The sequence below is a fragment of the Roseomonas sp. KE2513 genome, from assembly GCF_016107305.1.
GTDB lineage: Bacteria > Pseudomonadota > Alphaproteobacteria > Acetobacterales > Acetobacteraceae > Roseomonas.
Window position 1 is genome coordinate 65,992 of record NZ_RCVR01000003.1, and the last position, 24,259, is coordinate 90,250.

23 protein-coding genes are annotated in these 24,259 nt (G+C 71.1%); 6 read left to right on the forward strand and 17 right to left on the reverse strand.

All coding sequences use genetic code 11. The features are described 5' to 3' along the window. Nucleotides 1-136: 136 nt before the first annotated feature. Genes D9599_RS04070 through D9599_RS04095 form a run of 6 tightly spaced genes read right to left on the reverse strand, consistent with a single transcriptional unit; the run spans nucleotide 137 to nucleotide 5,969 of the window. Nucleotides 137-979 carry a ParB/RepB/Spo0J family partition protein gene (locus D9599_RS04070; RefSeq protein WP_198379952.1) on the reverse strand — a complete coding sequence of 281 codons (843 nt, stop codon included), beginning with the start codon at nucleotides 977-979 and terminating at the stop codon, nucleotides 137-139. After that, the gene (locus D9599_RS04075; RefSeq protein WP_198379953.1) at nucleotides 976-1,812 is read right to left on the reverse strand and encodes a ParA family protein; all 837 of its coding nucleotides are present in this window, start codon (nucleotides 1,810-1,812) and stop codon (nucleotides 976-978) included. The genes D9599_RS04070 and D9599_RS04075 overlap by 4 nt, the downstream gene beginning before the upstream one ends. Further along, complete coding sequence (gene rsmG / locus D9599_RS04080) at nucleotides 1,799-2,401, reverse strand: 16S rRNA (guanine(527)-N(7))-methyltransferase RsmG (protein ID WP_198379954.1); 603 nt, start codon at nucleotides 2,399-2,401, stop codon at nucleotides 1,799-1,801. The genes D9599_RS04075 and rsmG overlap by 14 nt, the downstream gene beginning before the upstream one ends. Beyond that, nucleotides 2,401-4,269 carry a tRNA uridine-5-carboxymethylaminomethyl(34) synthesis enzyme MnmG gene (mnmG, locus tag D9599_RS04085; protein WP_198379955.1) on the reverse strand — a complete coding sequence of 623 codons (1,869 nt, stop codon included), beginning with the start codon at nucleotides 4,267-4,269 and terminating at the stop codon, nucleotides 2,401-2,403. The genes rsmG and mnmG overlap by 1 nt, the downstream gene beginning before the upstream one ends. A 45-nt stretch (nucleotides 4,270-4,314) precedes the next feature. Beyond that, complete coding sequence (gene mnmE, locus D9599_RS04090; RefSeq protein ID WP_309228531.1) at nucleotides 4,315-5,613, reverse strand: tRNA uridine-5-carboxymethylaminomethyl(34) synthesis GTPase MnmE; 1,299 nt, start codon at nucleotides 5,611-5,613, stop codon at nucleotides 4,315-4,317. An 8-nt stretch (nucleotides 5,614-5,621) separates the two neighbouring features. Next, nucleotides 5,622-5,969: a ferredoxin gene (locus tag D9599_RS04095; protein ID WP_198380145.1), complete on the reverse strand. Its 348-nt coding sequence runs from the start codon at nucleotides 5,967-5,969 to the stop codon at nucleotides 5,622-5,624. Nucleotides 5,970-6,163: 194 nt separating this feature from the next. Here D9599_RS04095 and D9599_RS04100 point away from each other — a divergent pair, with 194 nt between their 5' ends. Next, nucleotides 6,164-6,676, forward strand: coding sequence for a methylated-DNA--[protein]-cysteine S-methyltransferase (locus D9599_RS04100; RefSeq protein WP_198379956.1), 513 nt, complete (start codon nucleotides 6,164-6,166; stop codon nucleotides 6,674-6,676). A 26-nt stretch (nucleotides 6,677-6,702) separates the two neighbouring features. Then, entirely contained in the window at nucleotides 6,703-7,677 is a 975-nt protein-coding gene (locus tag D9599_RS04105; protein WP_198379957.1) for a quinone oxidoreductase, read from the forward strand. Between the two features lie 60 nt (nucleotides 7,678-7,737). Here the strand turns inward: D9599_RS04105 and D9599_RS04110 are convergent, their stop codons facing one another. Continuing rightward, nucleotides 7,738-8,472, reverse strand: a complete 735-nt coding sequence (locus D9599_RS04110) for an N-acetyltransferase (RefSeq protein WP_232480124.1) — start codon at nucleotides 8,470-8,472, stop codon at nucleotides 7,738-7,740. A gap of 132 nt (nucleotides 8,473-8,604) precedes the next feature. Between D9599_RS04110 and D9599_RS04115 the strand changes: the two genes are divergently transcribed. Continuing rightward, nucleotides 8,605-8,871: a hypothetical protein gene (locus D9599_RS04115; RefSeq protein ID WP_198379959.1), complete on the forward strand. Its 267-nt coding sequence runs from the start codon at nucleotides 8,605-8,607 to the stop codon at nucleotides 8,869-8,871. Between the two features lie 326 nt (nucleotides 8,872-9,197). On the opposite strand, the gene rho is transcribed toward D9599_RS04115, so the two are convergent. Together rho and D9599_RS04125 are read right to left on the reverse strand one after the other, a co-directional pair. Then, nucleotides 9,198-10,472 carry a transcription termination factor Rho gene (gene rho, locus D9599_RS04120; protein WP_043832557.1) on the reverse strand — a complete coding sequence of 425 codons (1,275 nt, stop codon included), beginning with the start codon at nucleotides 10,470-10,472 and terminating at the stop codon, nucleotides 9,198-9,200. A 224-nt stretch (nucleotides 10,473-10,696) separates the two neighbouring features. Beyond that, nucleotides 10,697-11,269, reverse strand: coding sequence for an NUDIX domain-containing protein (locus D9599_RS04125; protein WP_198379960.1), 573 nt, complete (start codon nucleotides 11,267-11,269; stop codon nucleotides 10,697-10,699). A 160-nt stretch (nucleotides 11,270-11,429) separates the two neighbouring features. Here D9599_RS04125 and D9599_RS32405 point away from each other — a divergent pair, with 160 nt between their 5' ends. After that, nucleotides 11,430-12,173 (forward strand): lytic transglycosylase domain-containing protein, encoded by a 744-nt coding sequence (locus D9599_RS32405; RefSeq protein WP_198379961.1) that lies wholly within the window; start codon nucleotides 11,430-11,432, stop codon nucleotides 12,171-12,173. Nucleotides 12,174-12,410: 237 nt separating this feature from the next. Here D9599_RS32405 and D9599_RS04135 read toward each other — a convergent pair whose 3' ends face one another. Beyond that, on the reverse strand, nucleotides 12,411-12,665 hold the full coding sequence (locus D9599_RS04135; protein WP_198379962.1) for a hypothetical protein: 255 nt from the start codon (nucleotides 12,663-12,665) through the stop codon (nucleotides 12,411-12,413). A 270-nt stretch (nucleotides 12,666-12,935) separates the two neighbouring features. On the opposite strand from D9599_RS04135, the gene D9599_RS04140 reads away from it, so the two are divergent. Continuing rightward, nucleotides 12,936-15,203 (forward strand): CDC48 family AAA ATPase, encoded by a 2,268-nt coding sequence (locus D9599_RS04140; RefSeq protein ID WP_198379963.1) that lies wholly within the window; start codon nucleotides 12,936-12,938, stop codon nucleotides 15,201-15,203. Nucleotides 15,204-15,419: 216 nt separating this feature from the next. Here the strand turns inward: D9599_RS04140 and hemJ are convergent, their stop codons facing one another. The 4 genes from hemJ to D9599_RS04160 all read right to left on the reverse strand — a co-directional run bounded on the left by hemJ (nucleotide 15,420) and on the right by D9599_RS04160 (nucleotide 19,002). Further along, complete coding sequence (hemJ, locus tag D9599_RS04145; protein ID WP_198379964.1) at nucleotides 15,420-15,872, reverse strand: protoporphyrinogen oxidase HemJ; 453 nt, start codon at nucleotides 15,870-15,872, stop codon at nucleotides 15,420-15,422. After that, a complete protein-coding gene (locus D9599_RS04150; protein WP_198379965.1) occupies nucleotides 15,869-16,549 on the reverse strand; it encodes an HAD family phosphatase in 681 nt (226 codons plus the stop codon). Before D9599_RS04150 ends, hemJ begins: the two co-directional genes overlap by 4 nt. Continuing rightward, entirely contained in the window at nucleotides 16,546-17,697 is a 1,152-nt protein-coding gene (gene hemH, locus D9599_RS04155) for a ferrochelatase (protein ID WP_198379966.1), read from the reverse strand. Before hemH ends, D9599_RS04150 begins: the two co-directional genes overlap by 4 nt. Nucleotides 17,698-17,979: 282 nt before the next feature. After that, nucleotides 17,980-19,002, reverse strand: a complete 1,023-nt coding sequence (locus D9599_RS04160; protein ID WP_198379967.1) for an alpha/beta fold hydrolase — start codon at nucleotides 19,000-19,002, stop codon at nucleotides 17,980-17,982. 187 nt (nucleotides 19,003-19,189) lie between these two features. On the opposite strand from D9599_RS04160, the gene D9599_RS04165 reads away from it, so the two are divergent. Further along, on the forward strand, nucleotides 19,190-20,161 hold the full coding sequence (locus D9599_RS04165; protein ID WP_198379968.1) for a tripartite tricarboxylate transporter substrate binding protein: 972 nt from the start codon (nucleotides 19,190-19,192) through the stop codon (nucleotides 20,159-20,161). Nucleotides 20,162-20,373: 212 nt separating this feature from the next. On the opposite strand, the gene D9599_RS04170 is transcribed toward D9599_RS04165, so the two are convergent. The 3 genes from D9599_RS04170 to D9599_RS32210 are packed head-to-tail and all read right to left on the reverse strand — an operon-like array spanning nucleotide 20,374 to nucleotide 23,936. Continuing rightward, complete coding sequence (locus D9599_RS04170) at nucleotides 20,374-21,660, reverse strand: beta-glucosidase (protein WP_198379969.1); 1,287 nt, start codon at nucleotides 21,658-21,660, stop codon at nucleotides 20,374-20,376. Between the two features lie 7 nt (nucleotides 21,661-21,667). Then, the gene (gene glf / locus D9599_RS04175) at nucleotides 21,668-22,819 is read right to left on the reverse strand and encodes a UDP-galactopyranose mutase (RefSeq protein ID WP_198379970.1); all 1,152 of its coding nucleotides are present in this window, start codon (nucleotides 22,817-22,819) and stop codon (nucleotides 21,668-21,670) included. Beyond that, nucleotides 22,812-23,936: a glycosyltransferase gene (locus D9599_RS32210; protein ID WP_198379971.1), complete on the reverse strand. Its 1,125-nt coding sequence runs from the start codon at nucleotides 23,934-23,936 to the stop codon at nucleotides 22,812-22,814. Before D9599_RS32210 ends, glf begins: the two co-directional genes overlap by 8 nt. Nucleotides 23,937-24,259: the final 323 nt, after the last annotated feature.

The following is a 24,259-nucleotide window of genomic DNA, read 5'->3' on the forward strand; positions in this document are numbered from 1 at the left end:
TTGGATGGCTTTGCGGGCGGTGCGCCTCGGGTCACTGACCCGAGGCGACTTCACGCTCAGGAAGGGCGTCAGATGGGGGTCCAGGGGCCTCAGGCCCTTGGCGGATGAGGTCTGGAGAGGGCAGAGCCCTCTCCAGCTACCGGCCGTGCAGTAGCCGAACCAGCCCGTCGAGCTGGTCGAGGTCGCGATAGGCGACGGTCACGCGCCCGGCTTTGCCGCGGTGCTCGATGGAGACGCGCAGGCCGAGGTGTTCGGTGAGTTCGCGTTCCAGGGCGCGGGTTTCGGGGTCTTGGTGGCGGGCGGCGCTGCGGGGGCGGTCGGCGGCGGCGGCGAGGGCTTCGGTCTGTCGGACGTTCAGGCCGCGGGTGACGACGAGTTCGGCCAGGCGGAGGGGGTCAGGCGCCGTGAGGAGGGCACGGGCGTGGCCGGCGGTCAGGCTGCCGCGGCCGAGCATCGAGCGGACGCCGTTCGGAAGGGCCAGGAGGCGCATGGTGTTGGCGACGTGGCTGCGGCTCTTGCCGACAGCGTTGCCGAGGGCCTCGGCCTTGAGGCCGAATTCCTCGGTGAGGCGGCGATAGCCCTCGGCTTCCTCAAGGGCGTTAAGATCCTCGCGCTGGAGGTTCTCGACGAGGCCGGCGGCCATAGCGGCGCGGTCGTCCATGTCGCGGACGACGACGGGGACCTCGTGCAGGCGGGCGCCCTGGGCGGCGCGCCAGCGGCGCTCGCCGCCGATGATCTGGTAGGTGCCGGGGGCGTTCGGCTTCGGCCGGACGAGGATGGGCTGGAGCACGCCGTGCTCCTGAATGGAGGCGGTGAGCTCGGCCAGGGCCTCGGGGTCCATGGGGCCGCGGGGCTGGAAGGGGCCGGGTTCGAGGGCCTCGATCGGCAGAGTTTGCGGGGCGGCGGCGGTGCTAGGGGCGGGGTCGTCTCCGAGGAGGGCGGAGAGACCCATGCCGAGGCGGGCGGGCTTGCGGCTCATGCGGCGCGCTCCTTCGCGCGGGCGCGGTCGCGGCGGAGGAGTTCGGCGGCAAGCTGAATGTAGGCCTGGGCCCCGGCGGAGCGCACGTCGTAGAGCAGCACGGGCAGGCCGTGCGAGGGCGCCTCGGAGACGCGGATGTTGCGGGGGATCACGGTGTCGTAAACCCGGTCCTTGAAGAAACTGCGCACGTCGCGGGCGACGAGCTCGGAGAGGTTGTTGCGGCGATCGAACATGGTCAGCACGATGCCGTCGAGGCTGAGGCCAGGGTTGAGCCGCTTCACCCGGTCCACCGTGCGGGTCATCTGCGAGATGCCTTCGAGCGCGAAGAACTCGGTTTGCAGTGGGACGAGCACGGACTGGGCGGCGACCAGGGCATTCAGCGTGAGCAGGCCGAGCGAGGGCGGGCAGTCCATCAGCACGTAGTCATAGCGGGAGAGGGTGGCCGGATCGCGGTCGAGGGCCTGGGCGAGGCGGCGCTCGCGGTCCTCCATGGCGACCATCTCGATCTCGGCGCCGGCAAGGTCGTTGTCGGCCGGAAGGAGGTCGAGGCCGGGGATCTTGCTCGGGCGGATAAGGTCACCGAGCGAGCGGTCGCCGACGAGGAGGGCGTAGGAGCCCTCCCCGCGCTCATTGCGGGGCACGCCGAGGCCGGTGGAGGCGTTGCCCTGCGGGTCGAGGTCGAGCAGCAGCACGCGCTTCGTGGTGGAGAGGGCGGTGGCCATGTTGATGGCCGTGGTGGTCTTGCCGACGCCGCCCTTCTGGTTGGCGAGGGCGATGCGGCGCGGACCAGCGGTTTTGGCGCGCGGCGCGAGGGGGCGGTCAGGGCCCGGCACGGTGAATTCCTGTGATGCGAAGGATGGTGGCACCCGGCTCGGTGCGGCTTCCGAAGCGCGCGACCTGCATTGTCCAATCCGCCTGGGCGGCGGTCAACTCGGCCTCGGCATTGCGACCCTTGGGAAAGAGGGCAACGCCGTCCGGGGAGAGGAGGCGGGCGGCATGGGCCAGGAGGAGGGTGAGCGGGGCGAGGGCACGGGCGGTGAGGAGGGCGAGGGGTGGGAGTGTCGTGTTCTCGATCCGGTGGTTATGGACGGTGAGGTGGCTGAGGCCGAGTTCGGCCGAGGCGGCGAGAAGGAAGGCGGCCTTGCGCTTGTCGGACTCGACGAGGTGCCAGGGCCGGGCGGTGTCGGCGATGGCGAGGATCAGGCCGGGGAAGCCGCCGCCGGTGCCGAGGTCGGCGGCGGGGCCGCTGCCTTCGGGCAGGAGGGGAAGGAGTTGGAGCGAGTCCGCGATGTGGCGCTGGCGCAGGGTGTCGGGATCGCGCTCGGCGACGAGGTTGATGCGGGCATTCCAGCGGAGGAATAGGGCCAGGAAGGCGTCGAGCCGCTCTCCCGTTTCACGTGAAACAGCGATGGGTGGGGTCATCACCGAGCCGGCGCTCCGGCACGGCGGAGGTGGCCGGCAAGGGCGACAAGGGCGGCGGGGGTGATGCCGGGAACGCGGCCGGCTGAGCCGAGGGTTGCGGGGCGGGCGGCATCGAGGCGCTGGCGCATCTCGGTGGAGAGGCCGGCGATGGCGGCGAAGTCGATGGCCTCGGGGATGGGGAGCCGTTCCTCTCGCTCAAGGGCGGCGAACTCGGCGGCCTGCCGGGAGAGGTAGGGGGCGTAGAGGGCTTCTGCTTCCAATTGGGCGCGGACGCCGGGGGTGAGGGCGCGGAGCCAGGGGAAGGCGGCTTCCAATGCCGGACCGGTGGCGGCCGGCAGCGACATCACCTCGAGCAGAGATCGGGGAATCCCGTCCTGATTCACGGCAAGGCCGGCGGCGGCAAGGGCGGCGGGGGTGGTGATCTCGGAACGGGCGCGCGCGAGGGCTTCGACAACGGCAGCGGCGAAGGCGCGGTGGCGCGCGGCACGCTCCGAGCCGACGCAGCCCCAGGCGATGCCTGCGTCGGTGAGACGTAGGGTGGCGTTGTCGGCGCGGAGGCGCAGGCGGTGCTCGGCGCGAGCGGTAAGCATTCGGTAGGGCTCGGTGACGCCCTGGGTGGTGAGGTCGTCCACGAGCACGCCGGCATAAGCCTGGGTCCGGAGGAGGATGCGGGGCTCCGTACCCCCGGCGGCGCGGTGAGCGGCGTTGATGCCGGCCAGCAGGCCTTGGGCGGCGGCCTCCTCGTAGCCGGTGGTGCCGTTCACCTGGCCGGCGAGGAAGAGGCGAGGGACGCTGCGGACTTCCAGGCTCGGACGAAGGGCACGGGGGTCGAGGTGGTCGTACTCGATGGCGTAGCCGTGGCGGAGGATGCGGGCGCGCTCAAGCCCAGGGATGCTGGCGATCACCGCCTCCTGCACGTCGCGGGGGAGGCTGGTGGAGATGCCATTGGGGTAGACGGTCGGGTCGTCCAGGCCCTCGGGTTCAAGGAAGATCTGGTGTCGCTCGCGCTCGGCGAAACGGACGACCTTGTCTTCGATGGAGGGGCAGTAGCGAGGGCCAGGGCCCTGGATCTGGCCGCTGTGGATGGGAGCGCGGTCGAGGTTGGCGCGGATGATGGCGTGGGTGGCCGGCGTGGTGGCGGTGATGGCGCAGGCGAGCTGCGGACCGGTGATGCGCTCCGTCATCCAAGAGAGGGGTTCGGCAGGGTCGTCGCCGGGCTGGGGCTCGAGGGCGGCCCAGTCGATCGTGCGGCCATCGAGGCGCGGGGGCGTACCGGTCTTCAGGCGGCGAACGGGGAGGCCCAGGGCGGAGAGGGATTGGGCGAGGCCGATGGAGGCGGGGTCGCCGTGGCGGCCGGCGGGGTGGCGCTCGGGGCCGAGATGGATCTCGCCGCGGAGGAAGGTGCCGGCGGTGACGACGAGCGCGCCGCAGCGGATGCGGGTGCCGTCGGCGGTGAGGACGGCGGCGATGGCGCCGTCGGGGGCGCGCTCCAGGGCTTCGACCGCGTCCTCGCGGAGGGTGAGGTTGGGGGTGGCTTCCAGCAGGGCCCGGATGGCCGCGCGGTAGAGGCGGCGGTCGGCCTGGGCACGGGGCCCGCGGACGGCGGGGCCCTTGCTGCGGTTGAGGAGCTTGAAGTGGATGCCGGCGGCATCGGCGGCGCGGGCCATGAGGCCGTCCAGCGCGTCCACCTCGCGCACCAGGTGGCCCTTACCGACGCCGCCGATGGCGGGGTTGCAGGACATCTCGCCCAGCGCGTCCAGGCGGTGGGTGATGAGCAGGGTGCGGGCGCCGCAGCGGGCAGCGGCGGCGGCAGCCTCCGCGCCGGCATGGCCGCCGCCCACCACCACGACATCGAAGAGGGGAACCATGGGGCGCCTATACCGCCGCGGGACGCGCGCGGGTAGTCGGCGCAGCTACTTGCCGATGCAGAACTCGGCGAAAAGACGGTCGAGAATGTCTTCGGCACCGACCTTGCCCGTAAGGCGGCCGAGGGCGCGGAGGGCTTCGCGAAGAGCGTCGGCGCGGAGTTCCGGAAAGGTCGCGTCCTCGGCCTCGCGGAGCCAGCGAAGGGTGTCGGCGAGAATCGCGCGGTGGCGCGGCCGGGTGAGGAGGGCGGCCGCGGAACGGGGGGCGAGGGCGACCGCCTCCGTCTCCAGGCGGGCGCGGAGAGCGTCGAGCCCAGTGCCACTGCGAACGGAAACGGAGATCGCTTCAGGATGGGGTGGAGGGGCGAGGTCGGCCTTGGTCGCGACGAGGATGCAGGGGCGGCGGGCGATCAGAGCCAGGGTAGGTTCGTCGGGCGGGATGCCGCAGGGGAGGACGGCGAGGACGATATCGGCCTCTTCCCCGCGGTGAAGGGCGCGGCGGACGCCCTCTGCCTCGATCTCGTCGCCGGCCTCCCGCAGGCCAGCGGTATCGGCGAGGGTGGCGGGGAGGCCGGCGAGAACAAGGCGAGCCTCCACGATGTCGCGGGTGGTACCGGCGTAAGCGGAGACAATGGCGGCCTCACGCCCGGCAAGGGCGTTCAGGAGGGACGACTTGCCGGCGTTGGGGGCGCCGAGAATAGCGACATCGAGGCCGGTGCGGACGCGCTCGGCGCCGGTGTCCTCGGCCAGGCGGGTGGCGAGTTCGGCGGCGAGGCGGGCAAGGTCGGGCGGGAGGGCGGCGGCGAGATAGGTCGGGAGATCCTCGTCCTCGAACTCGATCAGGGCTTCCTGCCGGGCGAGGAGGGTGGCGAGCCGGGCCGCCCAGTCCTGCGCGAGGGCGTGCAGGCCGCCGCCGGCAAGCCGGAGAGCCTGGATGGCCTGAGCGGCGGTTTCGGCCTCAATGAGGTCGATGACGCCCTCGGCGGCGGTGAGGTCCATGCGGCCGTTGAGGACGGCACGTCGGGTGAACTCCCCGGGCCCAGCGGGGCGGGCGCCCAGGCTTACGAGGGCGGCACCGACCGCCTCCACCACGGCGGGGGAGCCGTGGAGGTGGAGTTCGGCTGAATCCTCGCCGGTGTAGGAGGCGGGTCCGGGGAAGTGGAGAACGAGGGCCTCGTCCAGCACCGTGCCGTCCGCGTCGCGGAGGCGGCGGAGGGAGACGCGGCGGGCGGCGGGCGGGTGGCGGCAGAGGGCGGCGAGGATGGCCGAGGTTGCGGGGCCGGAGAGGCGCAGCACGGCGATGGCCGCGCGCCCGGGCGCGGTGGCGAGGGCGAAAACGGTGTCCACGGGGTGGGTCAGCCCTTCGGGGGCGGCACGTCCTTTTCGGTGAGCATCAGGCGAGGGACGCGGCCGCCGTCGCGCAGGTGTGTGGTGAGGATCTCGTCGATGTCGTCCCGCGTCTCCGCGCGGTACCAGACGCCCTCGGGATAGATGACGATGACAGGGCCGAACTCGCAGCGGTCCAGACAGCCGGCGCTGTTCACGCGGATGCCAGGAAGGCCCATCTCTTTCGCGCGGGCCTTCATGTAGTCGCGCAGGCCTTCGCTGCCGCGGGCAGCGCAGGAGCCGCGGCGGTGGCCCTCCGGCCGACGGTTGGTGCAGGCGAAAAGGTGGACGCGGAACCAGGGCGGGGGATCCTGCACCGTTTCACGTGAAACAGGGCCGGGCAGGTCGTCGGGCAAGGCAGAATTTCCCGTGCGGAAGGGGAGGGTCGCTTTACCCTCGATGTAGAGGGCGCGCGTGCCGGGCGCGAGGTGTCGTGTCACGCTTTCCGCCAGTTGGTGCAGGACGCTTGACGGGTGGCGCGTCCGGACCGAGGAATGGGGCCAGGCCCGCCATGCCCCAGATCTCCCTTCACACCCCCCTCGGCCCTCTCACCCTCTCGGAGGAGGATGGTGCGCTCGTCGCCCTCGATTGGGGAAGAGGACGGGACCAGCAGGAGACGCCACTGCTGCGGCGTGCGGCCGACCAGTTGCAGGACTACATGGACGGGCTGCGGACGGGCTTCGACCTGCCGCTGAACCCTATGGGCAGCCCCTTCCGGAAGCGGGTCTGGGCGGCGCTCCTCACGATTCCGCACGGGGAGACGCGATCCTATGCCGAGCTCGCGCGGGAGCTGGGCACGGCCTCCCGTGCGGTGGGCGGGGCGAACGGGGCCAACCCGCTGCCTATCATTATTCCCTGCCACCGCGTGATCGGCGCGGGCGGGTCCATCGGCGGCTATTCGGGCGGGGACGGGCTGGCGACGAAGCGCTGGCTGCTCGCGCTCGAGCGCCGCACGCGCGCCCCCCGGCCGGCGGGCGCGGACCTGCTGGACGACGCCCTCTCCATCCCGCAAGAAGAGCGCTGAGACCGAGTGCCCCAGGAACCCCGCCGATGAACCACGCGATCCGCCTGCACGAGCCCGGTGGGCCGGAGAAGCTCGTCTGGGAGGAGGTGCCCCTCCCCGCACCCAAGCCGGGCGAGGTGCTGATCCGCCATGCCGCGGTGGGGCTGAACTTTATCGACGTGTACTTCCGCACAGGGCTCTACAAGGTGCCCTCCATGCCCGCGGTGATCGGGATGGAGGCGGCCGGCACGGTGGAGACCGTGGGCGAGGGTGTGGAGGATCTGAAGCCGGGCGACCGGGTGGCCTATGCCATGGGGCCGATCGGCGCCTATGCGGAGGCGCGCACGATCCGCGCGGACGTGCTGGTGAAGCTGCCCGACAGCATCCCCTTCGAGACGGCCGGGGCGATGATGCTGCAGGGGCTGACGGCGCAGTACCTGCTGCGGCGGACCTACAAGCTGCAGGCGGGGGAGACGATCCTCGTGCACGCGGCGGCGGGTGGCGTGGGGCTGATCCTCGTGCAATGGGCGAAGGCGCTCGGGGCGACGGTGATCGGCACCGTCGGCACGGAGGCGAAGGCGGAGCTGGCGCGGGCCTATGGCTGCGACCACGTGATCCTCCAAGGCGAGGACCTGCCGGCGCGGGTGAGCGAGATCACGCGCGGGGCGCGGCTGCCGGTGGTCTATGACAGCGTCGGGCGCGACACCTTCGAGGCCTCGCTCGACTGCCTCGCGCCCTTTGGGCTGCTCGTCTCCTACGGCAATGCCTCCGGGCCGGTGACGGGGGTGGATCTCGGCATCCTCGCGGCGAAGGGCAGCCTCTTCGTCACGCGACCGACGCTGGCGACGCACACGGCCAAGCGGGCGGATCTGCTCGCCATGGCGGCGGACCTGTTCGACGTCGTCGGCAGCGGGAAGGTGAAGATCGAGGTGCGGCAGAAATACGCGTTGCGCGATGCCGCCGAGGCACATATCGCACTTGAGGCGCGCAAAACCACTGGCAGTACCATTCTTTTGCCGTAATTTTTCCGGTATAATGGAATTTGGGCGAAGACCGGAAAACTTCCTGTTTTGGCGCGCCGCTTACGCCCTGACGAAGTAGCGGTAGCGGTAGGCCTCCTCGAAGCCGGCCGCGGCGTAGGTGCGGCGCGCGGCGGTGTTGCCGGGCGCGACCTGAAGCCAGCAGGTGCTGGCCCCCTGCCCGGCGCCCCAGCCGGCGAGGGCGCCGAGCAAGCGGCGGCCCCAACCCTGCCGCCGGCATTCCGGCCGCACCGCGAGGTCGAAAAGGCCGCAGAACTCGCCATCCGCCACCGCGTGACCGCAGGCGGCGGCCGACCCATCCTCCCGTAGGACGAGCCAGGTGGCAGGGCGGGCGAGCAGGGGCACGCCGCCCTCCTTCTCCGCCCGCCGGGCGGCGCCCTGGTACTCGACGGTCGCGAGGACAGACAACCATTCGGGCTCCGGGCCGGCGAGCCAGTGCGCGGCGGGATCCTCCACCGGGGGGAGCGCGGCTTGCATGACCACTGCGCCTTCTGCCTCCTCGTAGCCGCGGTCCAGCAGCAGGGGCGCGAGGCCGGGCGGGTCCAGCGGGGTGGAGCGGAAGCGACAGGGCAGGCCAAGGCGCGCGTAGTGCGCCTCGATCCGCGTGACCCGCGCCTCCAGGCCCGGATCCTCCCGCGGGTCGACCGAGCAGGCGGCGTTCGCGCGTCCGGTGCCGCCAAGGAAGGCGCGGAGGACGAAGGCACCCTCCCACGCCACGCGCGGGGCCGGCACCGCGTTCAGCGCCGCCCGCTCCAGCGCCGCGATATCCGCTGCCATTCCCGCCATTCCGCCCCCTGTGCCGCGCGATCAACCGCCAGGAACAATCCTGACCGATGGAGGCGTGGCGGGAAACTGGTGTCGGAAGGCCGCGTTGCTCCCTCGCAGACCGCAACCGATCTGGAGAGAAAGATGAAGAAGACCAGCCTGGCCCTCGCTCTCGCCGCCGGCCTGATCGCCGCGCCCGCCGCCTTCGCGCAGTCGCCGGCACCGCAGCCCTCCGTCTCCACCGCCCCGACGTCCCGCGCGCCCGGCGGCGTGACCGTGGACCAGGGCGCTGGCGTGCCGGGCGCGGCCGCCTCGCCGATGGCGCCGGGACCGGCCGGTGCCCCCCCGAGCCCGCAGACGGGCACGCAGGGCATCCAGGCTCCCTCCCAGCAGGGCGGTTCGGGCGGCTGATCGGCCCCCTCCGCGGAGGGTTGATATGAAGAAGGGGCCTGTTCCGGGATGACCGGGACAGGCCCCTTTGCTGTTGGGCTGGCGCTGGTGACTCCAGGGGAGAGAAGGAATTCTCTCCCCCGGGCCCCCACTCATCTTTTTCTGTCGGTTGGAGATACAGCGTGGTCGGTGCGCCTCGGGTCGGTGACCCGAGGAGACGGCATGTTCCGGAGGGTTCCGCGACAGCGGGATGGGGGGCCAGAGGCTTCAGACCCTTGGCGGGTGCGGGACGAACGCTGCGCGTTTCCCCCGGATGTCCGGAGAGGGCAGAGCCCTCTCCAGCAGGCTCAGGTGTTCATCGCGTCGAAGAAGTCCTGGTTGGTCTTGCTGTACTTCAGCTTGTCCAGCAGGAACTCCATCGCGTCCTGGGTGCCCATCGGGTTCAGGATGCGGCGCAGCACCCACATCTTCGACAGTTCGGCGCGGTCCACCAGGACCTCCTCCTTGCGGGTGCCGGACTTGGTGATGTCGATTGCCGGGAAGACGCGCTTGTCCGAGAGCTTGCGGTCGAGAATGATCTCGGAGTTACCGGTGCCCTTGAACTCCTCGAAGATCACCTCGTCCATGCGGCTGCCGGTGTCGATCAGGGCGGTCGCGATGATGGTGAGGCTGCCGCCTTCCTCGATGTTGCGGGCGGCGCCGAAGAAGCGCTTCGGGCGCTGCAGGGCGTTGGCGTCCACGCCGCCCGTCAGCACCTTGCCCGAGGAGGGCACGACCGAGTTGTAGGCGCGGCCGAGGCGGGTGATGGAGTCGAGCAGCACGACGACGTCGCGCTTGTGCTCCACCAGGCGCTTGGCCTTCTCGAGCACCATTTCCGTCACCTGGACGTGGCGCGTGGCGGGCTCGTCGAAGGTGGAGGCCACGACCTCGCCGCGGACGGTGCGGGCCATGTCCGTGACCTCCTCAGGGCGCTCGTCGATGAGCAGCACGATGAGGAAGACGTCGGGATGGTTCGCCGAGATGGACTTGGCAATGTTCTGCAGCATCACCGTCTTGCCGGTGCGCGGCGGCGCCACGATCAGGGCGCGCTGGCCCATGCCGATCGGCGCGATGAGGTCGATCACCCGGTGGGTGTTGTCCTTCGTCGGGCCCTTGCCGACGCTCTCCACCTCCGCGTTCTCCATCCGCAGGCGGCGGGTGGGATACAGCGGCGTGAGATTGTCGAAGTTTACGCGGTGGCGGACCGCCTCGGGCGGCTCGAAGTTCACCGTGTTGACCTTGAGGAGGGCGAAGTAGCGCTCGCCGTCCTTCGGCGCGCGGATCTGGCCCTCCACCGTGTCGCCGGTGCGCAGCGCGAAGCGGCGGACCTGGGCAGGGGAGACGTAGATGTCGTCCGGGCCCGGCAGGAAGTTCGACTGCGGGTTCCGGAGGTATCCGAAGCCGTCCGACAGGATCTCGAGCGTGCCGTCCCCGTGGATCGCCTGGTCGTTCTCCGCCAACGTTTTCAGGATGGCGAACATCATGTCCTGTTTGCGGAGCGAGGAGGCGTTCTCGACGCCGACCTCCTCCGCGAAGGCGAGCAGGTCGCCAGGGCTTTTGGCCTTCAGTTCGGAAAGGTGCATTCAGTGGTCTCGATCGGCGGGGCCGAGGGGGAGAGGGTGCGCGGAACCTGGATAGGGGCCGGGTGGACCGGGCCCTCCGCCGGGCGGCGGGATTCCGATGGCGATGCACGGGGCGGTAGCGCGGCCGGCGGAGCCCACGGGCCCCTGGCGCTTGCACCGGCCGGAACCCTAAGGGGCTGCGCAGCCGCGCGTCAAGGCGTAGATGGGAAAATCTGGTCGTGAATTCAAGCGGCGCCCAGCCGTGCCTGTTGCAGGAGCAGGATGGTTTTGCCGTCCATGATCCCACCGGCCTCCACCATGGCCCAGGCCTCGGCGAGGGGAAGTTCCAGCACCTCGATCCGCTCGCCCTCCTCCGCCAGACCGCCGCCGCGGCCGGTGCGGTCCTCCGGCCGGTACTCGGCGGTGAAGAGGTGCAGGCGCTCGGCGCAGGAGCCGGGGCTGGGATAGAGGGTGAAGACGCGGCGCAGCGACCGGAGGCGGCAGCCCAGCTCCTCTTTGGCCTCGCGCTCGGCGGTCGCGGCGGGGTCGTCGCCCTCCTCGACCATGCCGGCGCAGACCTCGACCAGCATGGGGCCGTCGCCGTTCACGAGGGCGGGGATGCGAAGCTGGCGGACGAGCAGGACCGTGCCGCGGGTGGGGTCGAGCGGCAGCACGGCGGCGCCGGTGCCGTTGTGGTAGACCTCCCGCTCCTGCCGCTCGCCGCCCTGGGTGTAGGTGACCTTCTCCAGCCGGTAGTGACCCTCCGAAAGAGTCTCGCGCGCCAGGATGCGGATCCCCTGCGCTTCTTCCTTGGCCATGGTCATCTTCTCCACGCCCACCCTGGGGCGATGCGGAGGGGAACGCGGCGGGGCTGTTGGCGTTGGGCCACGGCGCGGCTCCTTCCGGAGGCGGCGTGCGGAATCGCGCTGCCCGGCGGGCGCCGTTCTGGCAGGATGGGAGCTCTGCCGGTCCCCGCCCATGCCACGACGCGCCCCTGCCCTTCTCTTCCTCCCTCTCGCCGCCGCGCTGGCCGCTTGCGCCGGGCCGGGGCCCACCGCCTGGGACGGGCGGCGCGGCTATGACGGCAACGGGGACTATGGCTACGACCTCAACGCCTCCCGCGCGGAGGCCGTGGCCTACCGGGCGGTGGCGGCCACGCGCTACGCCGTGCCGGGGCCGCCGGAGGACCCCTGGGGACCGCATCTGAGCGAGGCCTCCGCCCGTTTCGGCGTGCCGGAGCGCTGGCTGCGCGCCATCATGCGCCAGGAGAGCGGCGGGCGGCCCTATGACGGCAACGGGATGCCCATCACCTCGCCCGTGGGCGCCATGGGGCTGATGCAGGTGATGCCGCGGACCTACGACATCCTGCGCGCCCGCTACGCCCTCGGGCCCGATCCCTATGAGCCGCGCGACAACATCCTGGCGGGCGCGGCCTATATCCGGGAGATGTACGACCGCTTCGGCGCCCCCGGCTTCGCGGCCGCCTACAACGCGGGGCCGGATCGGGTGCAAGCCTACCTGGCGGGCGCGAAGATCCTGCCGGACGAGACCATCAACTACGTCGCGAGCGTCGCGCCGGCGCTGGGGACGGAGGTGGCCGCGAGCGGGCCCTTCAGCACGGCCGCGCTCTATACCTCGGGGGTAGCGGACGACCCCTCGCTGCGTGCCTATGACGGCGGGGGACTGGTGATGCCGGGGGCGCCGACGGGGGTGTTCCGGTAGGCGCTGGCGGCCCCGGGGGAGAGAAGGAATTCTCTCCCCCGGCCCCCCTCTCATCTTTTTCTTTCCGTTGGGAATGCCGAGTAGCCGGTGCGCCTCGGGTCGATGAGCCGAGGCGACTGAACGGTCAGGAAGGGCGTCAGACGGGGATCCAAGGGCCTCAGGCCCTTGGCGGGGCGGGATGAACGCTACGCGTTCACCCGGGAGGTGCCGGAGAGGGCAGCGCCCTCTCTGGCGGGACTAGCGATATCCCCAGCCCCGCTGCTGCGCCCAGGCATCGCGCCGGCCGGCCTCGTAGGCGCGGCGCTCGTCCATCTCGCGCCGGTGGCGCCAGAACTCACGGCGCTGGCGCCATTCCTCATGGCGCTGCCAGCCCCAGTCCGGCCGGGCCTCGGCGTAGCCGCCGTAGCCGTAGCCGTATCCCTGCGCCATCGCTCCCGGGATGGAGGAGAGGGTGCCGAGGGCGACCATCAGGCCGAGGATTGTGCGCTTCATCGCGGGACCTCTGAACCGGGACCATCCCGGCCTTTCATCCCTCATCATGACCCCCATTCCGGCAGGCGCATGACGGTGTTCGCCCGGTTTCGGCCACCATGAGGCGGATCGGAACGGGGGCCGGGCATTTCCGATAACCTATGATGGGATCACGGAAGTTCGGGGCTGACCGCCGATTCCGCCATGCCTCCGAAGGCTTCTGGCGTGCGTTCAGAACGCGCTCGCCTTCACGGGGGGCATCATGGTCACGACCTGTGAAGCGAGGGCGGGATGAGCGAGGCGGACAGCAAGGGCACGCAGGTGCAGGTCGCGAATGCGCGGCCGGAGGATGTCGGCAAGGGCGTCGCGCGGGTGAGCCGCAAGGTGATGCAGGCGCTCGGCGTGCAGCAGGGCGACGCGCTGGAGATCATCGGGCAGCGCCACACGGCGGCGCTCGCCCTGCCGCCCTATCCGGAGGACGAGGACCTCGAGATCATCCGCCTCGACGGGTTGCAGCGCGCGAACGCGGGCGTGACGGCGGGCGAGCGGATCGAGATCCGCGCGGCGGGGGCGCGCACCGCGACGCGCGTGACGCTGGCGCCCGCGCAGAAGAACCTTCGCCTCTCCGGCTCGGGCGAGGCGCTGCGGCGCACCTTCATGGGGCGGGCGCTGATGGCGGGGGATGTGGTTTCCACCTCCGTCTACCAGCGGCCGGGCGGCGGGCGGGAGGAGCCGCTGCGCGGCTTCATGCAGCAGCAGGCCTATGCGCTGCAGGAGATCCGGCTTCTCGTCGTCGGCACCACGCCAAAGGGCATCGTGCGCGTCGGGCCCGAGACCGAGGTGGAACTGCTGCCCGAATACGTGGAGCCGAAGGAGACGCGCCGCGCCGACGTCACCTATGACGACATCGGCGGCATGGGCGACGCGGTGGACCAGGTGCGCGAGATGGTGGAGCTGCCGCTGCGCCACCCCGAGCTGTTCCAGCGCCTTGGCATCGACCCGCCGAAGGGCGTGATCCTCCATGGCCCGCCGGGCACGGGCAAGACGCTGCTGGCGAAGGCCGTCGCGAACGAATCCGAGGCCTCGTTCTTCAGCATCGCCGGGCCCGAGATCATGGGCAGCCATTACGGCGAGAGCGAGCAGCGCCTGCGCGAGATCTTCCAGGAGGCCGGCAAGCGCGCGCCCTCGATCATCTTCATCGACGAGATCGACAGCATCGCGCCCAAGCGCGAGGACGCGCGCGGCGAGGTGGAGCGGCGCGTGGTGGCGCAGCTGCTGACGCTGCTCGACGGGCTGGAGCCGCGGCAGAACGTCGTCGTCATCGCCGCCACCAACCGCGTGGAGGCGATCGACGAGGCGCTGCGCCGCCCCGGGCGCTTCGACCGCGAGATCATCATCGGCGTGCCCGACCAGGACGGGCGTCGCCAGGTGCTGGCGATCCACACGCGCGGCATGCCGCTGGCCGATGACGTGGACCTCGACGCGCTGGCGCGCACGACCTACGGCTTCGTCGGCGCCGACCTCTCCGCGCTGGCGCGGGAGGCGGCGATGGATTCCGTCCGCCGCGTGCTGCCGAAGATCAACCTGCGCGAGGGCATTCCGGCGGAGGTGCTGGACGCGATGCAGGTCTGCCGCAATGACTTCGACAACGCGATGAAGCGCATCCAGCCCTCCGCGCTGCGCGAGATCATGATCCAGGTGCCCAACGTCACCTGGGAGGATATCGGCGGCGTGCAGGCGGCGCGCGAGCAGCTTCGCGAGGGCATCGAGCTGCCGCTGAAGCATCCCGAGGCCTTCCGGCGCCTGGGCATCCGCCCCGCCAAGGGCTTTCTTCTGTTCGGCCCGCCCGGCACGGGCAAGACCCTGATGGCGAAGGCGGTGGCGCGGGAGGCGAACGCGAACTTCATCGCGACGAAGTCCTCCGACCTTCTCTCGAAGTGGTACGGCGAATCCGAGCAGCAGGTGAGCCGCCTGTTCGCCCGCGCGCGGCAGGTGGCGCCGACCGTCATCTTCATCGACGAGATCGACAGCCTCGTGCCCGCGCGCGGCGGCGGCCTTGGCGAACCCGCGGTGACGGAGCGCGTGGTGAACACCATCCTCGCCGAGATGGACGGGCTGGAGGAGCTGCAGAGCGTCGTCGTCATCGGCGCGACGAACCGCCCGAACCTCCTCGACCCTGCGCTGCTCCGCCCCGGACGCTTCGACGAGCTGGTCTACGTGCCGGTGCCGGACGAGGCGGGGCGGCTGAATATCCTGCGCATCCAGACGAAAGAGATGCCGCTGGGGGACGACGTGAACCTCGAGGAAGTCGCCCGCCGCACTCAGGGCCACACCGGCGCGGACCTCGGCGACATCGTGCGCCGTGCGGGGCTGCTGGCCCTCCGGCAGAACCTCGAGACGCAGGTGATCGGGCAGGCGGAGTTCGAGAAGGCGCTCGGCGAGGGGCGCGCTTCCGTCACGCCGGAGATGGAACGCGAGTACGAGGAACTCCGGAAGGGGCTGAAGCAGCAAGGGCCGACGGAGCGGCGGCGGATCGGGTTTGCGCTCGGGTCTGAGTGAGGCGCAGATGACTTTGGGGGAGAGAATGAATTCTCTCCCCCAGGCCCCCACTCATCTTTTTCTTCGAGTTGGGAGTGCTGGGCGGTCGGTGCGCCTCGGGTCGTGGACCCGAGGCGACGGCACGTTCAGGAAGGGCTTACAGATGGGGGTCCAGGGGCCTCAGGCTCCTGGCGGGAGAGGTCTGGAGAGGTCGGCGCCCTCTCCAAAGAACCGGCCCTAGAAGGGCTTCACGATCACCATGATCACGATGAGGATCAGCAGCAGCGTCGGCACCTCGTTGGCGATGCGCCAGTAGCGTTCCGTCTTCGGTCGTTCGTCGCGGGCAAAGCCCTTGCGAGCGGCGGCCAGGGTGCCGTGGAAGGCGCTCATGCCGAGGAAGCCGGCCATCTTTCCGTGCCACCAGCCGGCGTGCCAATCGACGATGCCGGGCGTGAGAACGAGGGTGATGCCGAGCAGCCAGGCGGCCGCCATGGCGGGGTTGATGATGGCGCGCAGCAGGCGGCGTTCCATCACCTTCAGCATCTCCGAGGCCTCTCCGCCAACGGGGACGGTGGAGTGATAGACGTAGAGGCGGGGCAGGTAGAACATCCCGGCCATCCAGGCGAAGACGGCGATGAGGTGCAGCGCCTTAGTCCAGGGATAGAGGCCCGCGAGCCAGGGGATGGTCACGCGGCCACCCTGCCGATGCCCAGCAGCGCCGGGAGTTCGGCGTGGTCGTGGAAGACTTCGGTCACGCCCGCGGCGCGGAGGCCGGCTTCCGGGGTTTCCTGCGCGAAGCCGAGCACGCGGCAGCCGGCGGCCAGGCCCGCGCGGGCGCCGGCGATGCTGTCCTCCACCACCACGCAGTCCCGCGGGTCGGCGCCGACGAGCTTGGCGGCGGCGAGGTAGAGGTCGGGCCAGGGCTTGGGGCGCGCCACGTCCTCGAAGCAGAGGAGGCGGCCCTCGAAGTGGTGGAAGAAGGGAAGGATGGCGGCCTTGCTGCGGAGTTCGGCCCGGCCGGAATTGGAGGCGACGGCCATGCGGATGCCGGCGGCCGCCACCGCCTCCACGGCGGCCTGGGCGCCGCGGATGGGCGAGAGGTCGCCGGTGGCGTAGCGGGCGACGATGCGGCCCACCACGCTCTCCTCCCAGTCCGGCGCCAGGGGGGCGTTGAAGTGGCCTTCGATGCGGGTGCGGATGTCGGGCAGGGCGGTTCCCATGAAGAGGGCCTTGGCCTCCTCCATGGTCATGGGCCAGCCGCGCTCGGTCAGGTCGTCGGCGATGGCGCCGTTGGCCACGGCCTCGCTGTCGGCGAGCACGCCGTCGCAGTCGAAGAGGACCGCGGCGGGGCGGAGGGCGGCGCTCATGCCTCCACCCGCAGCGGCTGGGCGGCGGTGTGGGGACAGCCCTTGTGCTGCTTCGGGCATTGCCGCCCGCCGGCGAAGGAGCAGAGCTTGCCGCCCGCGGCGTCGCGCGAGCCGCGGCTTTCGTCGCGCGTGCGGCGGACGAGGGCCGCGAGGGAGGCGATGAAGCCGGCGTCGCTGTTCTGCGCGGGCACGCGGAAATAGGCGGGCACGCCGACCTTGTGCGCGAGTTCGCGATATTCCACGTCGAGTTCCACGAGGGTTTCCGAATGCTCCGAGACGAAGGCGATGGGGCAGACGAGAAGGGCCACGCCTTCCTTGCCGGCCTCCTCGATCGCGGTCTCCGCGCTTGGGCCGAGCCACTTCTGCGGGGTGACGCGGGACTGGTAGCAGAGGCCGTGCTCGATGGAGGGATCGTCCAGCGCGGCCATGACGGCGGCAACCGAGCGCTCCACCTGCCACTGGTAGGGGTCGCCCTGCTTCACGATTGTCTCCGGGAGGCCATGGGCGCTGAAGAGAAGGCGGAGCCGCGTGCCCTCCGGCACCGCCGCGCGGGCCTCGTCCCAGGAACGGCGGATAATGGCGGCGGTGGCCTCGGCGAAGCCCTCGTCGGAGTGCCAGCAGCATAGGGTGGTGGTGGGCGTGATGAAGCCAGCGCGCTTGGCCGCGCTATGCCAGACGCTCAGGCTGCTGCCCGTCGTTGTCGTGCTGAACTGCGGATAGAGCGGCACCAGCACCACCTCGTCCGGCGACCAGGCCATGACGTCGCGCAGCGCGGCCTCGGTGAAGGGATGCCAGTAGCGCATCGCGACGAAGCAGCGCGCCTCCATCCCCGCGCCGCGCAGCGAGGCCTCGAGTGCTGCGGCCTGCTCTTCTGTCAACTCCCGCAGCGGGGACTTGCCGCCGAGGATCGCGTAGTTCTCGCTCGCGGCCTTCGTGCGGCGGGCAGCGATCAGGCGGCCGAGCGGGATCCGGAAGATCGCGGGAAAGCGCAGGATCGCGGGATCGGTGAAGAGGTTCGTCAGGAAGGGGCGCACCGCCTCCGGGCTGTCTGGCCCACCGAGGTTGAACAGCACCACGGCGACCTTTCGCCGGCCGGCCGCCGGTGGAGGAACGGTCGGGGCGGGCGCGACAGGGGCGGTGATGCTCATGATGCCGCCACATGCCACCGCGGGGGGCGGGGTCAAGGGGCGGGGGCGCTTTTGCGGGGTGGGCTGGCGCTTGCGGCCTCCGGGGAAGAGAAAGAATTCTCTCCCCCGGACCCCTACTCATCTTTTTTCTATTTGCTGGAGACACTCGGTCGTCGGTGCGCCTCGGGTCTTGGACCCGAGGCCACGACATGTTCAGGAAGGTGTCGCGACAGCCAGACGGGGGTCCAGGGGCCTCAGGCTCCTGGCGGGTGAGGTCCGGAGAGGGCAGTGCCCTCTCTGGCCCTACCAGGCCGGAAGAGGCGCGGTCCTCCAGGCAAGCCCTGTCCGGTCCGCCCCCGAGGGAAGCGGCGCCGCGGGGTTGTCGATCCAGGCAAGGATGTCGCCGATGACCGCGCCGGCGCCGAGGTCGCGGAGTGGCATGTGGTGGATGGCCGCGTAGTAGGCCACGCGGGCGGGGGCGTCGGCGGGGATGCGGTCCAGCAGCGCGCGGGTGGCGACGGGGGGCACGAGCTGGTCCCGGCCGCCGTAGACGAGCAGGACGGGCGGCATGGCGGGGCCGAGGCGGGGGGCGGCGGCCAGGGCGTCGTCCATGAGGTCGATGAGGCCGGAGGTGGTGTCCACGCGGGTCTCGCGAATGGTCAGCGGGTCGCGCGCCATGCGGCGGAGGGCGGTCATGTTGTCGGTGGGGACGATGCCCGGCACGCCCGAGGCGACCGCGACGCGGGGCACGAGGTGGGTCAGGACGTCCAGCAGGCCCGTGATGATCCCCGGCATGGTCACGCGCCCCCAGACGGCGGGGGCGAGGAGGACGTAGCCCGCGGCCGGCGGCGGGCTGGGCCTGGTGGCCGCGAGGAGGAGGACGGCCCCGCCCATGCTCTCGCCGAGGAGGATGAGCGGGATGCCGGGATGGCGGGCCTTGAGGAGGCGGGCGGCGGTGGCGGCATCGGCGGCGAGCGTGTCCGCGCCGGGCCAGACGCCGCGGTGCGGCGCCCCCCCGAAGCCACGCTGGTCATAGGCGTAGACGGCGAGGCCGGCGGCGTTCAGCGCGGCGGCGGGCTCGCTCATGAAGTTCCGGCTGTCGTTGAAGCCGTGCAGGCAGAGCAGGACGGCGCGCGGCGGGGCGGCGGGCAGCCAGGCGCGCAGCGGCAGGCGCGCACCGTCCTCCATGGTCAGCGCGTCCTCGGCCAGCGCGGGCTCGGCCAGGGGCGGGCCGGCGGGGATGACCTGGGGCGTGCAGGCGGCAAGCGGCAGGGCGAGGAGCGCCCGGCGCGAGACGCGGCCGCGCAGGAGGGGACCGGTAGGCATTGGCGGAGGATGTGGGCGCGGCAGGGGATGCCGTCCATGCCTGTTACGCAACGTCGTTCGCTCGGCAGCAAGCTTGCGCGCTGCCCGGCAGCAAGCTTGCGCGCTGTCCCGCACGCGGCCGCCGCGCGCTTGCCTCCCCGGCGGGCGTGGCGGCAGTCTCGCCGCAAAGAATCATGGGGAGGCGTGCATGAGCGGACGGCGCGGTGTTCTGGCGATGGCCCTGGCGGCGGGCGCCGCGAAGGGGGCGGCGGCGCAGCCCGGCTGGCCGGACCGGCCGGTGCGGGTGGTGGTGCCCTTCCCGCCCGGCGGCTCGAACGACATCGTGGCGCGGCTGCTCTGCGAGGTGCTGCGCGAGCGCACGGGCCAGCCCTGGGTGGTCGAGAACCGCTCGGGCGCGGGCGGCAACGTGGGCGCCGATAGCGTGGCCAAGGCGGCGCCGGACGGAACCACCCTGCTGCTGACCGCGCCGGGGCCGCTGACGATCAACAACGCCCTCTTTCCCTCCATGCCCTATGTCGCGGAGCGCGACTTCGCGCCGCTGGCCCTGGTCGCAACGGTGCCAATCGTGCTGATGGTGGGGCCGGAAACGCCCGTGCGGGACGTGGCCGGGCTGATCGCGCTGGCCAAGGCGCAGCCGGGGCGGATTGCCTTCGGCTCCTCGGGCAACGGCAGCACGAACCACTTGGCGGGGGAGTTGTTCCGCAGCATGGCCGGGATCGACATCGTCCACGTGCCCTATCGCGGCGCGGCGCCGGCCATGACGGACCTCGTTGGTGGGCAGATCGGCATGATGTTCGACAACCTGCCGGCCGTGCTGCCGCAGGTGCGCGACGGGCGGGTGAAGGCGCTGGCTGTCGCGGGTGCGCGCCGGGCCGCCGCCCTGCCGGAGGTGCCGACACTCGCCGAAGCCGGGTTGGCCGGCTTCGCGGCGGAGGCTTGGTTCGGGCTGGCCGGACCGGCGGCCATGCCGGCCGCCCTCCGCGCGCGGGTGGAAGGGCTGGTGACGGAGGCGCTTTCCGACGCTGGGCTGCGCGCGAAGCTGGCGGCCACGGGGGCGGAGCCGGGCGCGCTGGCTGGGGACGCTTTCGGGAGATTTATGGCGCAGGAGCGCGCGACCTGGACGCGAGTAATCCAGGCTTCGGGGGCTCAGGCGGGATAGGGCGCGCTTGTGGACCCCGGGGGGGAGAGAATTCTCTCCCCCGGACCCCCACTCATTTTTCTATCTGCTTGGAATATTGGACAGCCGGTGCGCCTCGGGTCGATGACCCGAGGCGACTGCACGTTCAGGAAGGGCGTCAGATGCGGGTCCAGGGGCCTCAGGCTCCTGGCGGATGAGGTCTGGAGAGGGAAGAGCCCTCTCCAGCGCCCCGATCAGTGCTCGCCCGCGCCCACCTCATGCGACACGCGCTCCTCTTCCGCGCCCGCCGAGAGGCGGACGGTTTCGGAGTGTTCCCAGGCCGCGGAGAAGGCAGCGGCGGCGTCGGGTTCCTCGGGCACGTCCTCGCCGCGCAGGAAGGCCTCGAAGAGGGCCGTCTGGCGCGCGAGTTCCTTGGCGAGCGGCGCGTCCACCGGGCGGCGGCCGCGGACGGGATGCATCTCGAACAGGCCGTTGGGGCAGTAGCGGTCGTTGTCCCAGCCGAGATGCGAGACGACGGGGTAGAGGCAGATGCCGCCGATCGGCACGCCCGCGCGCATGGCGGCGCGCACCTCGTCGCAGACGTAGCGGAGCCAGGGGGCGCGCGGGCTGCCCTCGATGCTCGTCTCCGCCATGATCATCGGCCGCTTCACGCGGGCATAGGCATCCACCAGCAGGTCGCGCAGCGGACGGTGGCGCGGGTCGTCGATCTTGACGGTGTAGCCGCGGTCGCCCTCGCGCACGAACTGGTTGTTCCAGTAGTAGTTCACGCCCATGAAGTCGAAGCCGTCCGGCGTGCCGCCGAGTTCCGGCATGGCCCGGCCGAGCAGGCCCTCCCAGGCGTGCCACTGGGATTCGTGGTGATCCGCGGCGTCGCTGTCGGGGTCGTTCTCCTCGGCGAGGACGTTGATGATCGGGTCCACGGCAATCAGGCGCGTGCCGGGAACGGCCTCACGCGCCGCCCGGCCGGCGGCGATGGAGGCGGCGACGAGGCGAGCCTTCATCTCGCCGCCCCAGTTGCGGCGGCCGGGATTGAAGTAGCCGACATCCCCGGCGGCCCAGGCCCAGAAGGAGATCTCGTTCACGGGGCAGAGGATCGGGGGCTCGCCCTCCTCCTCCAGCAGCAGGCGGGCGAAGGCCGCGGCGAAGCGCGCGAGCGCCTCGGCGAAGCCGTTCTCCATCGGGCTGACATGGTCGGGATGCCCGTAGTGGCAGACATCCCAGGCCACGCGCACGCCGGCCTTCTTCGCGGCCCGGATGAGCGGCAGCACCGGCGACCAGTCGTAATGGCCGGGGATGCGCTCGATCAGGTGCCAGCGGGCGCCGTCCCGCGCGCCGCGGATGCCGTGCGCGGCCAGCGCCTCGTAGTCCACTTCCGCCAGGAGGTCATGGCGGGTGGAGGCGATGAGGTCGAGGCGCTTGCCGTCGTCCCGCCGGTGCGTCGAGCACTCGAATCCGCCCATGAAGAAGCTGGGCGAGAAGCTCGGCGAGACGCGGGAGTTGGGCGATCGAGAATCCGCCATTCCCTGCTCAGGCCCCCGTCGCGACGAGGCCCGTCGCGTCATTGGCCGAACGCTGCGGCACGCTCGTCTCGATGCGGCGGAAGGTGGCCAGCGCCTGCGCCACGACCTGGTCCATGTTGTAGTAGCGGTAGGTCGCGAGGCGCCCGACGAACCACACGTCCTCGGTCGCGTCCGCCAGCGCCTCGTAGCGCTTGTAGAGTTCGGCGTTCTCCGGCCGCGGCACGGGGTAGTAGGGGTCGCCCTCGGCCGAGGGGAACTCGGTGGTGATGGTGGTCTTGCCGTTCACCTGGCCGGTGAGGTGCTTGTACTCGGAGATGCGCGTGTAGGGCACCTCCTCGCCCGGGTAGTTCACCGTGCCGACCGGCTGGTACCACTCCTGGTCCAGCGTCTCGTGCTTGAAGGTGAGGCTGCGGTAGGGGAGCTTGCCGAAGCGGAAGTCGAAATACTCGTCCACCGGGCCGGTCCAGACCATGCGCCGGAAGGGCACCTTGCCCTTGATGTCGCGATAGTCGGTGCCGGTGAGGACGGTGATGTTCGGATGGTCCAGCATGCGCTTGAACATGGCGGTGTAGCCATCGAGCGGCATGAACTGGTGCGTGTCGGTGAAGTAGCGGTCGTCCGTGTTCGCGCGCGTCGGCACGCGGGAGGTGACGGACTTGTCGAGCTCCGACGGGTCGAGGCCCCACTGCTTGCGGGTGTAGCCGCGGAAGAAGGTCTCGTAGAGCTCGCGCCCCACGCGGGAGACGACCACGTCCTCCGAGGAGCGGATCTCCGGCACGGCCTCGGCGCGCTCGTTGAAGAAGGCCTCGACCTCGTCCTCCGTCGTGAGGGAGAGGTCGTTCATGCGGTTCACCGTCGTGCGGTTGATCGGCATGGGAACGAGCTTGCCGTCGGCCAGCTTCGCGAGAACGCGGTGCTCGTAGGCGCGCCACTTGGTGAAGCGCGACAGGTGCGAGAACACCGCGTCCGAGTTCGTGTGGAAGATGTGCGGGCCGTAGCGGTGCATCAGGATGCCGGCGGCGTCCTGCTCGTCATAGGCGTTGCCCGCGATGTGGTCGCGACGGTCGACGACGAGCACGCGCTCGCCGCGCACGGTGGCGATGCGCTCAGCAAGGGTGGCGCCGGCGAAGCCGGCACCGACGATCAGCCAATCAAACATGGTTCGGGCTCGCGACCGCGCGGGAATTGAGAGATCCGTCGCCGGCAACCTTCGTCGCCGCGGCCTGGCGGAGAAGTTCGTGCATGCTGGACCAGATGGAGTCCCAGGAACCCTGGGCGAGGAGTTGGTCGGCCTTGGGCAGCCAGGATTCGCGCGGGCGCGACATGGCCGTCTCGATCGCGGCAACCGCCTCTTCGGCGTTGGATGCGATCTCGACGAGGCCTTCCGCACCCCAGGAGCGCACCACGTCCTTGATGGGCGTGGAGACCACCGGCACGCCGGCGGCGAGGTATTCGGGCGTCTTGGTCGGCGAGATGAAGCGCGTGCTCTCGTTGAGCGCGAAGTTCATGAAGCCGCAGTCCCAGCCCGCGAGATAGGCGGGAAGCTCGTCCATCTTGCGCCCGCCCAGCCAGTGGATGTTGGGGCGCGTCGGGCGGCTCGCGGGGTCGATCTTCACCACGGGGCCGATCATCACGAAGGACCAGTCGGGGCGCAGCGCCGCGACGGCGTCGAGCAGCCCGAGGTCCATGCGCTCGTCCACCACGCCGAACCAGCCGATGCGCGGGTGCGGGATGTTCGCCTGATCAGCAGGCTCGGCCGCGCCGGAGGCGCGCAGCTCGCGCGACTTCGCAAAATGCGCAGAATCGACGCCCGAGGCGAAGAGGTGCACGCGCGGGTGCAGGCCGAGCTTCGCCTCGTAGAGCGAGCGGCCGCCGGTGAAGACGACATCCGCCTGGCGCAGCAGCCGCCGCTCGCGCAGCGTGAGCTGCGGCGAGGCGCCGCGGAAGGCCGAGAGCTCGTCCATGCAGTCATAGACGGTCACGACCGGGTTCAGGTGCGTCGTGAAGCCGAGCGACATCGGCGTGTAGTACCAGGCGATGTCAGGGCGCGCGCCGGCGAGCAGGCCGTCCAGCAGCGCGCGCTGCGCGTCGTCGCTCGCGGCCTCGTCCATGTTGTCGGGCAGGATCGGCACCGCGACCTCGACGCCGGACGGCGTCATGTGGCGTTCGAGGCGCGGCAGGTCGGGCGCGGCCGGCTTGCGGATCGGTTCCTCGAAGAAAACCACGCGATGCGACTTCGCCGCGCGCGAGAGGAGGTGCTGCGGGCGCTGGAACACGAAGTCCCAGCGGAGATGCGAGAGGCAGAGAAGCAGAGGCGCTTGCGCGCCGGCGGGAGCGACGGAAATGGGGTGGGTCCTTCCTCTTTACGGGGTTGGGCCCGCCTTTCGGCATGCCCGCAGCCCCGGCTCAGTCGATCGGTTATCCGTCGGGGTGACGGCTTAACGCGCCTCGCGGCGCTGCGATGCAGCACGCGTCGCGTTATCGGCCTTTCGTGCCTCGATGGCAGTGAATAAAGCGGTTGCGCTTGGCAAAACTGTGGCACGCGCCGCCATGGCCGATGACGAACACGAGAGTGCGCGAGGGCTGCGCGGGAAACCGC

Excerpts from the sequence above, each read along its gene's own strand:
- D9599_RS04070 (WP_198379952.1), bottom strand. The coding sequence starts at position 979 with ATGAGCCGCAAGCCCGCCCGCCTCGGCATGGGTCTCTCCGCCCTCCTC.
- rsmG (WP_198379954.1), bottom strand. The coding sequence starts at position 2,401 with ATGACCCCACCCATCGCTGTTTCACGTGAAACGGGAGAGCGGCTCGAC.
- mnmG (WP_198379955.1), bottom strand. The coding sequence starts at position 4,269 with ATGGTTCCCCTCTTCGATGTCGTGGTGGTGGGCGGCGGCCATGCCGGC.
- D9599_RS04100 (WP_198379956.1), top strand. The coding sequence starts at position 6,164 with ATGCCCCAGATCTCCCTTCACACCCCCCTCGGCCCTCTCACCCTCTCG.
- D9599_RS04105 (WP_198379957.1), top strand. The coding sequence starts at position 6,703 with ATGAACCACGCGATCCGCCTGCACGAGCCCGGTGGGCCGGAGAAGCTC.
- D9599_RS04110 (WP_232480124.1), bottom strand. The coding sequence starts at position 8,472 with ATGGCAGCGGATATCGCGGCGCTGGAGCGGGCGGCGCTGAACGCGGTG.
- D9599_RS04115 (WP_198379959.1), top strand. The coding sequence starts at position 8,605 with ATGAAGAAGACCAGCCTGGCCCTCGCTCTCGCCGCCGGCCTGATCGCC.
- rho (WP_043832557.1), bottom strand. The coding sequence starts at position 10,472 with ATGCACCTTTCCGAACTGAAGGCCAAAAGCCCTGGCGACCTGCTCGCC.
- D9599_RS04125 (WP_198379960.1), bottom strand. The coding sequence starts at position 11,269 with ATGGCCAAGGAAGAAGCGCAGGGGATCCGCATCCTGGCGCGCGAGACT.
- D9599_RS32405 (WP_198379961.1), top strand. The coding sequence starts at position 11,430 with ATGCCACGACGCGCCCCTGCCCTTCTCTTCCTCCCTCTCGCCGCCGCG.
- D9599_RS04135 (WP_198379962.1), bottom strand. The coding sequence starts at position 12,665 with ATGAAGCGCACAATCCTCGGCCTGATGGTCGCCCTCGGCACCCTCTCC.
- D9599_RS04140 (WP_198379963.1), top strand. The coding sequence starts at position 12,936 with ATGAGCGAGGCGGACAGCAAGGGCACGCAGGTGCAGGTCGCGAATGCG.
- D9599_RS04150 (WP_198379965.1), bottom strand. The coding sequence starts at position 16,549 with ATGAGCGCCGCCCTCCGCCCCGCCGCGGTCCTCTTCGACTGCGACGGC.
- hemH (WP_198379966.1), bottom strand. The coding sequence starts at position 17,697 with ATGAGCATCACCGCCCCTGTCGCGCCCGCCCCGACCGTTCCTCCACCG.
- D9599_RS04160 (WP_198379967.1), bottom strand. The coding sequence starts at position 19,002 with ATGCCTACCGGTCCCCTCCTGCGCGGCCGCGTCTCGCGCCGGGCGCTC.
- D9599_RS04165 (WP_198379968.1), top strand. The coding sequence starts at position 19,190 with ATGAGCGGACGGCGCGGTGTTCTGGCGATGGCCCTGGCGGCGGGCGCC.
- D9599_RS04170 (WP_198379969.1), bottom strand. The coding sequence starts at position 21,660 with ATGGCGGATTCTCGATCGCCCAACTCCCGCGTCTCGCCGAGCTTCTCG.
- glf (WP_198379970.1), bottom strand. The coding sequence starts at position 22,819 with ATGTTTGATTGGCTGATCGTCGGTGCCGGCTTCGCCGGCGCCACCCTT.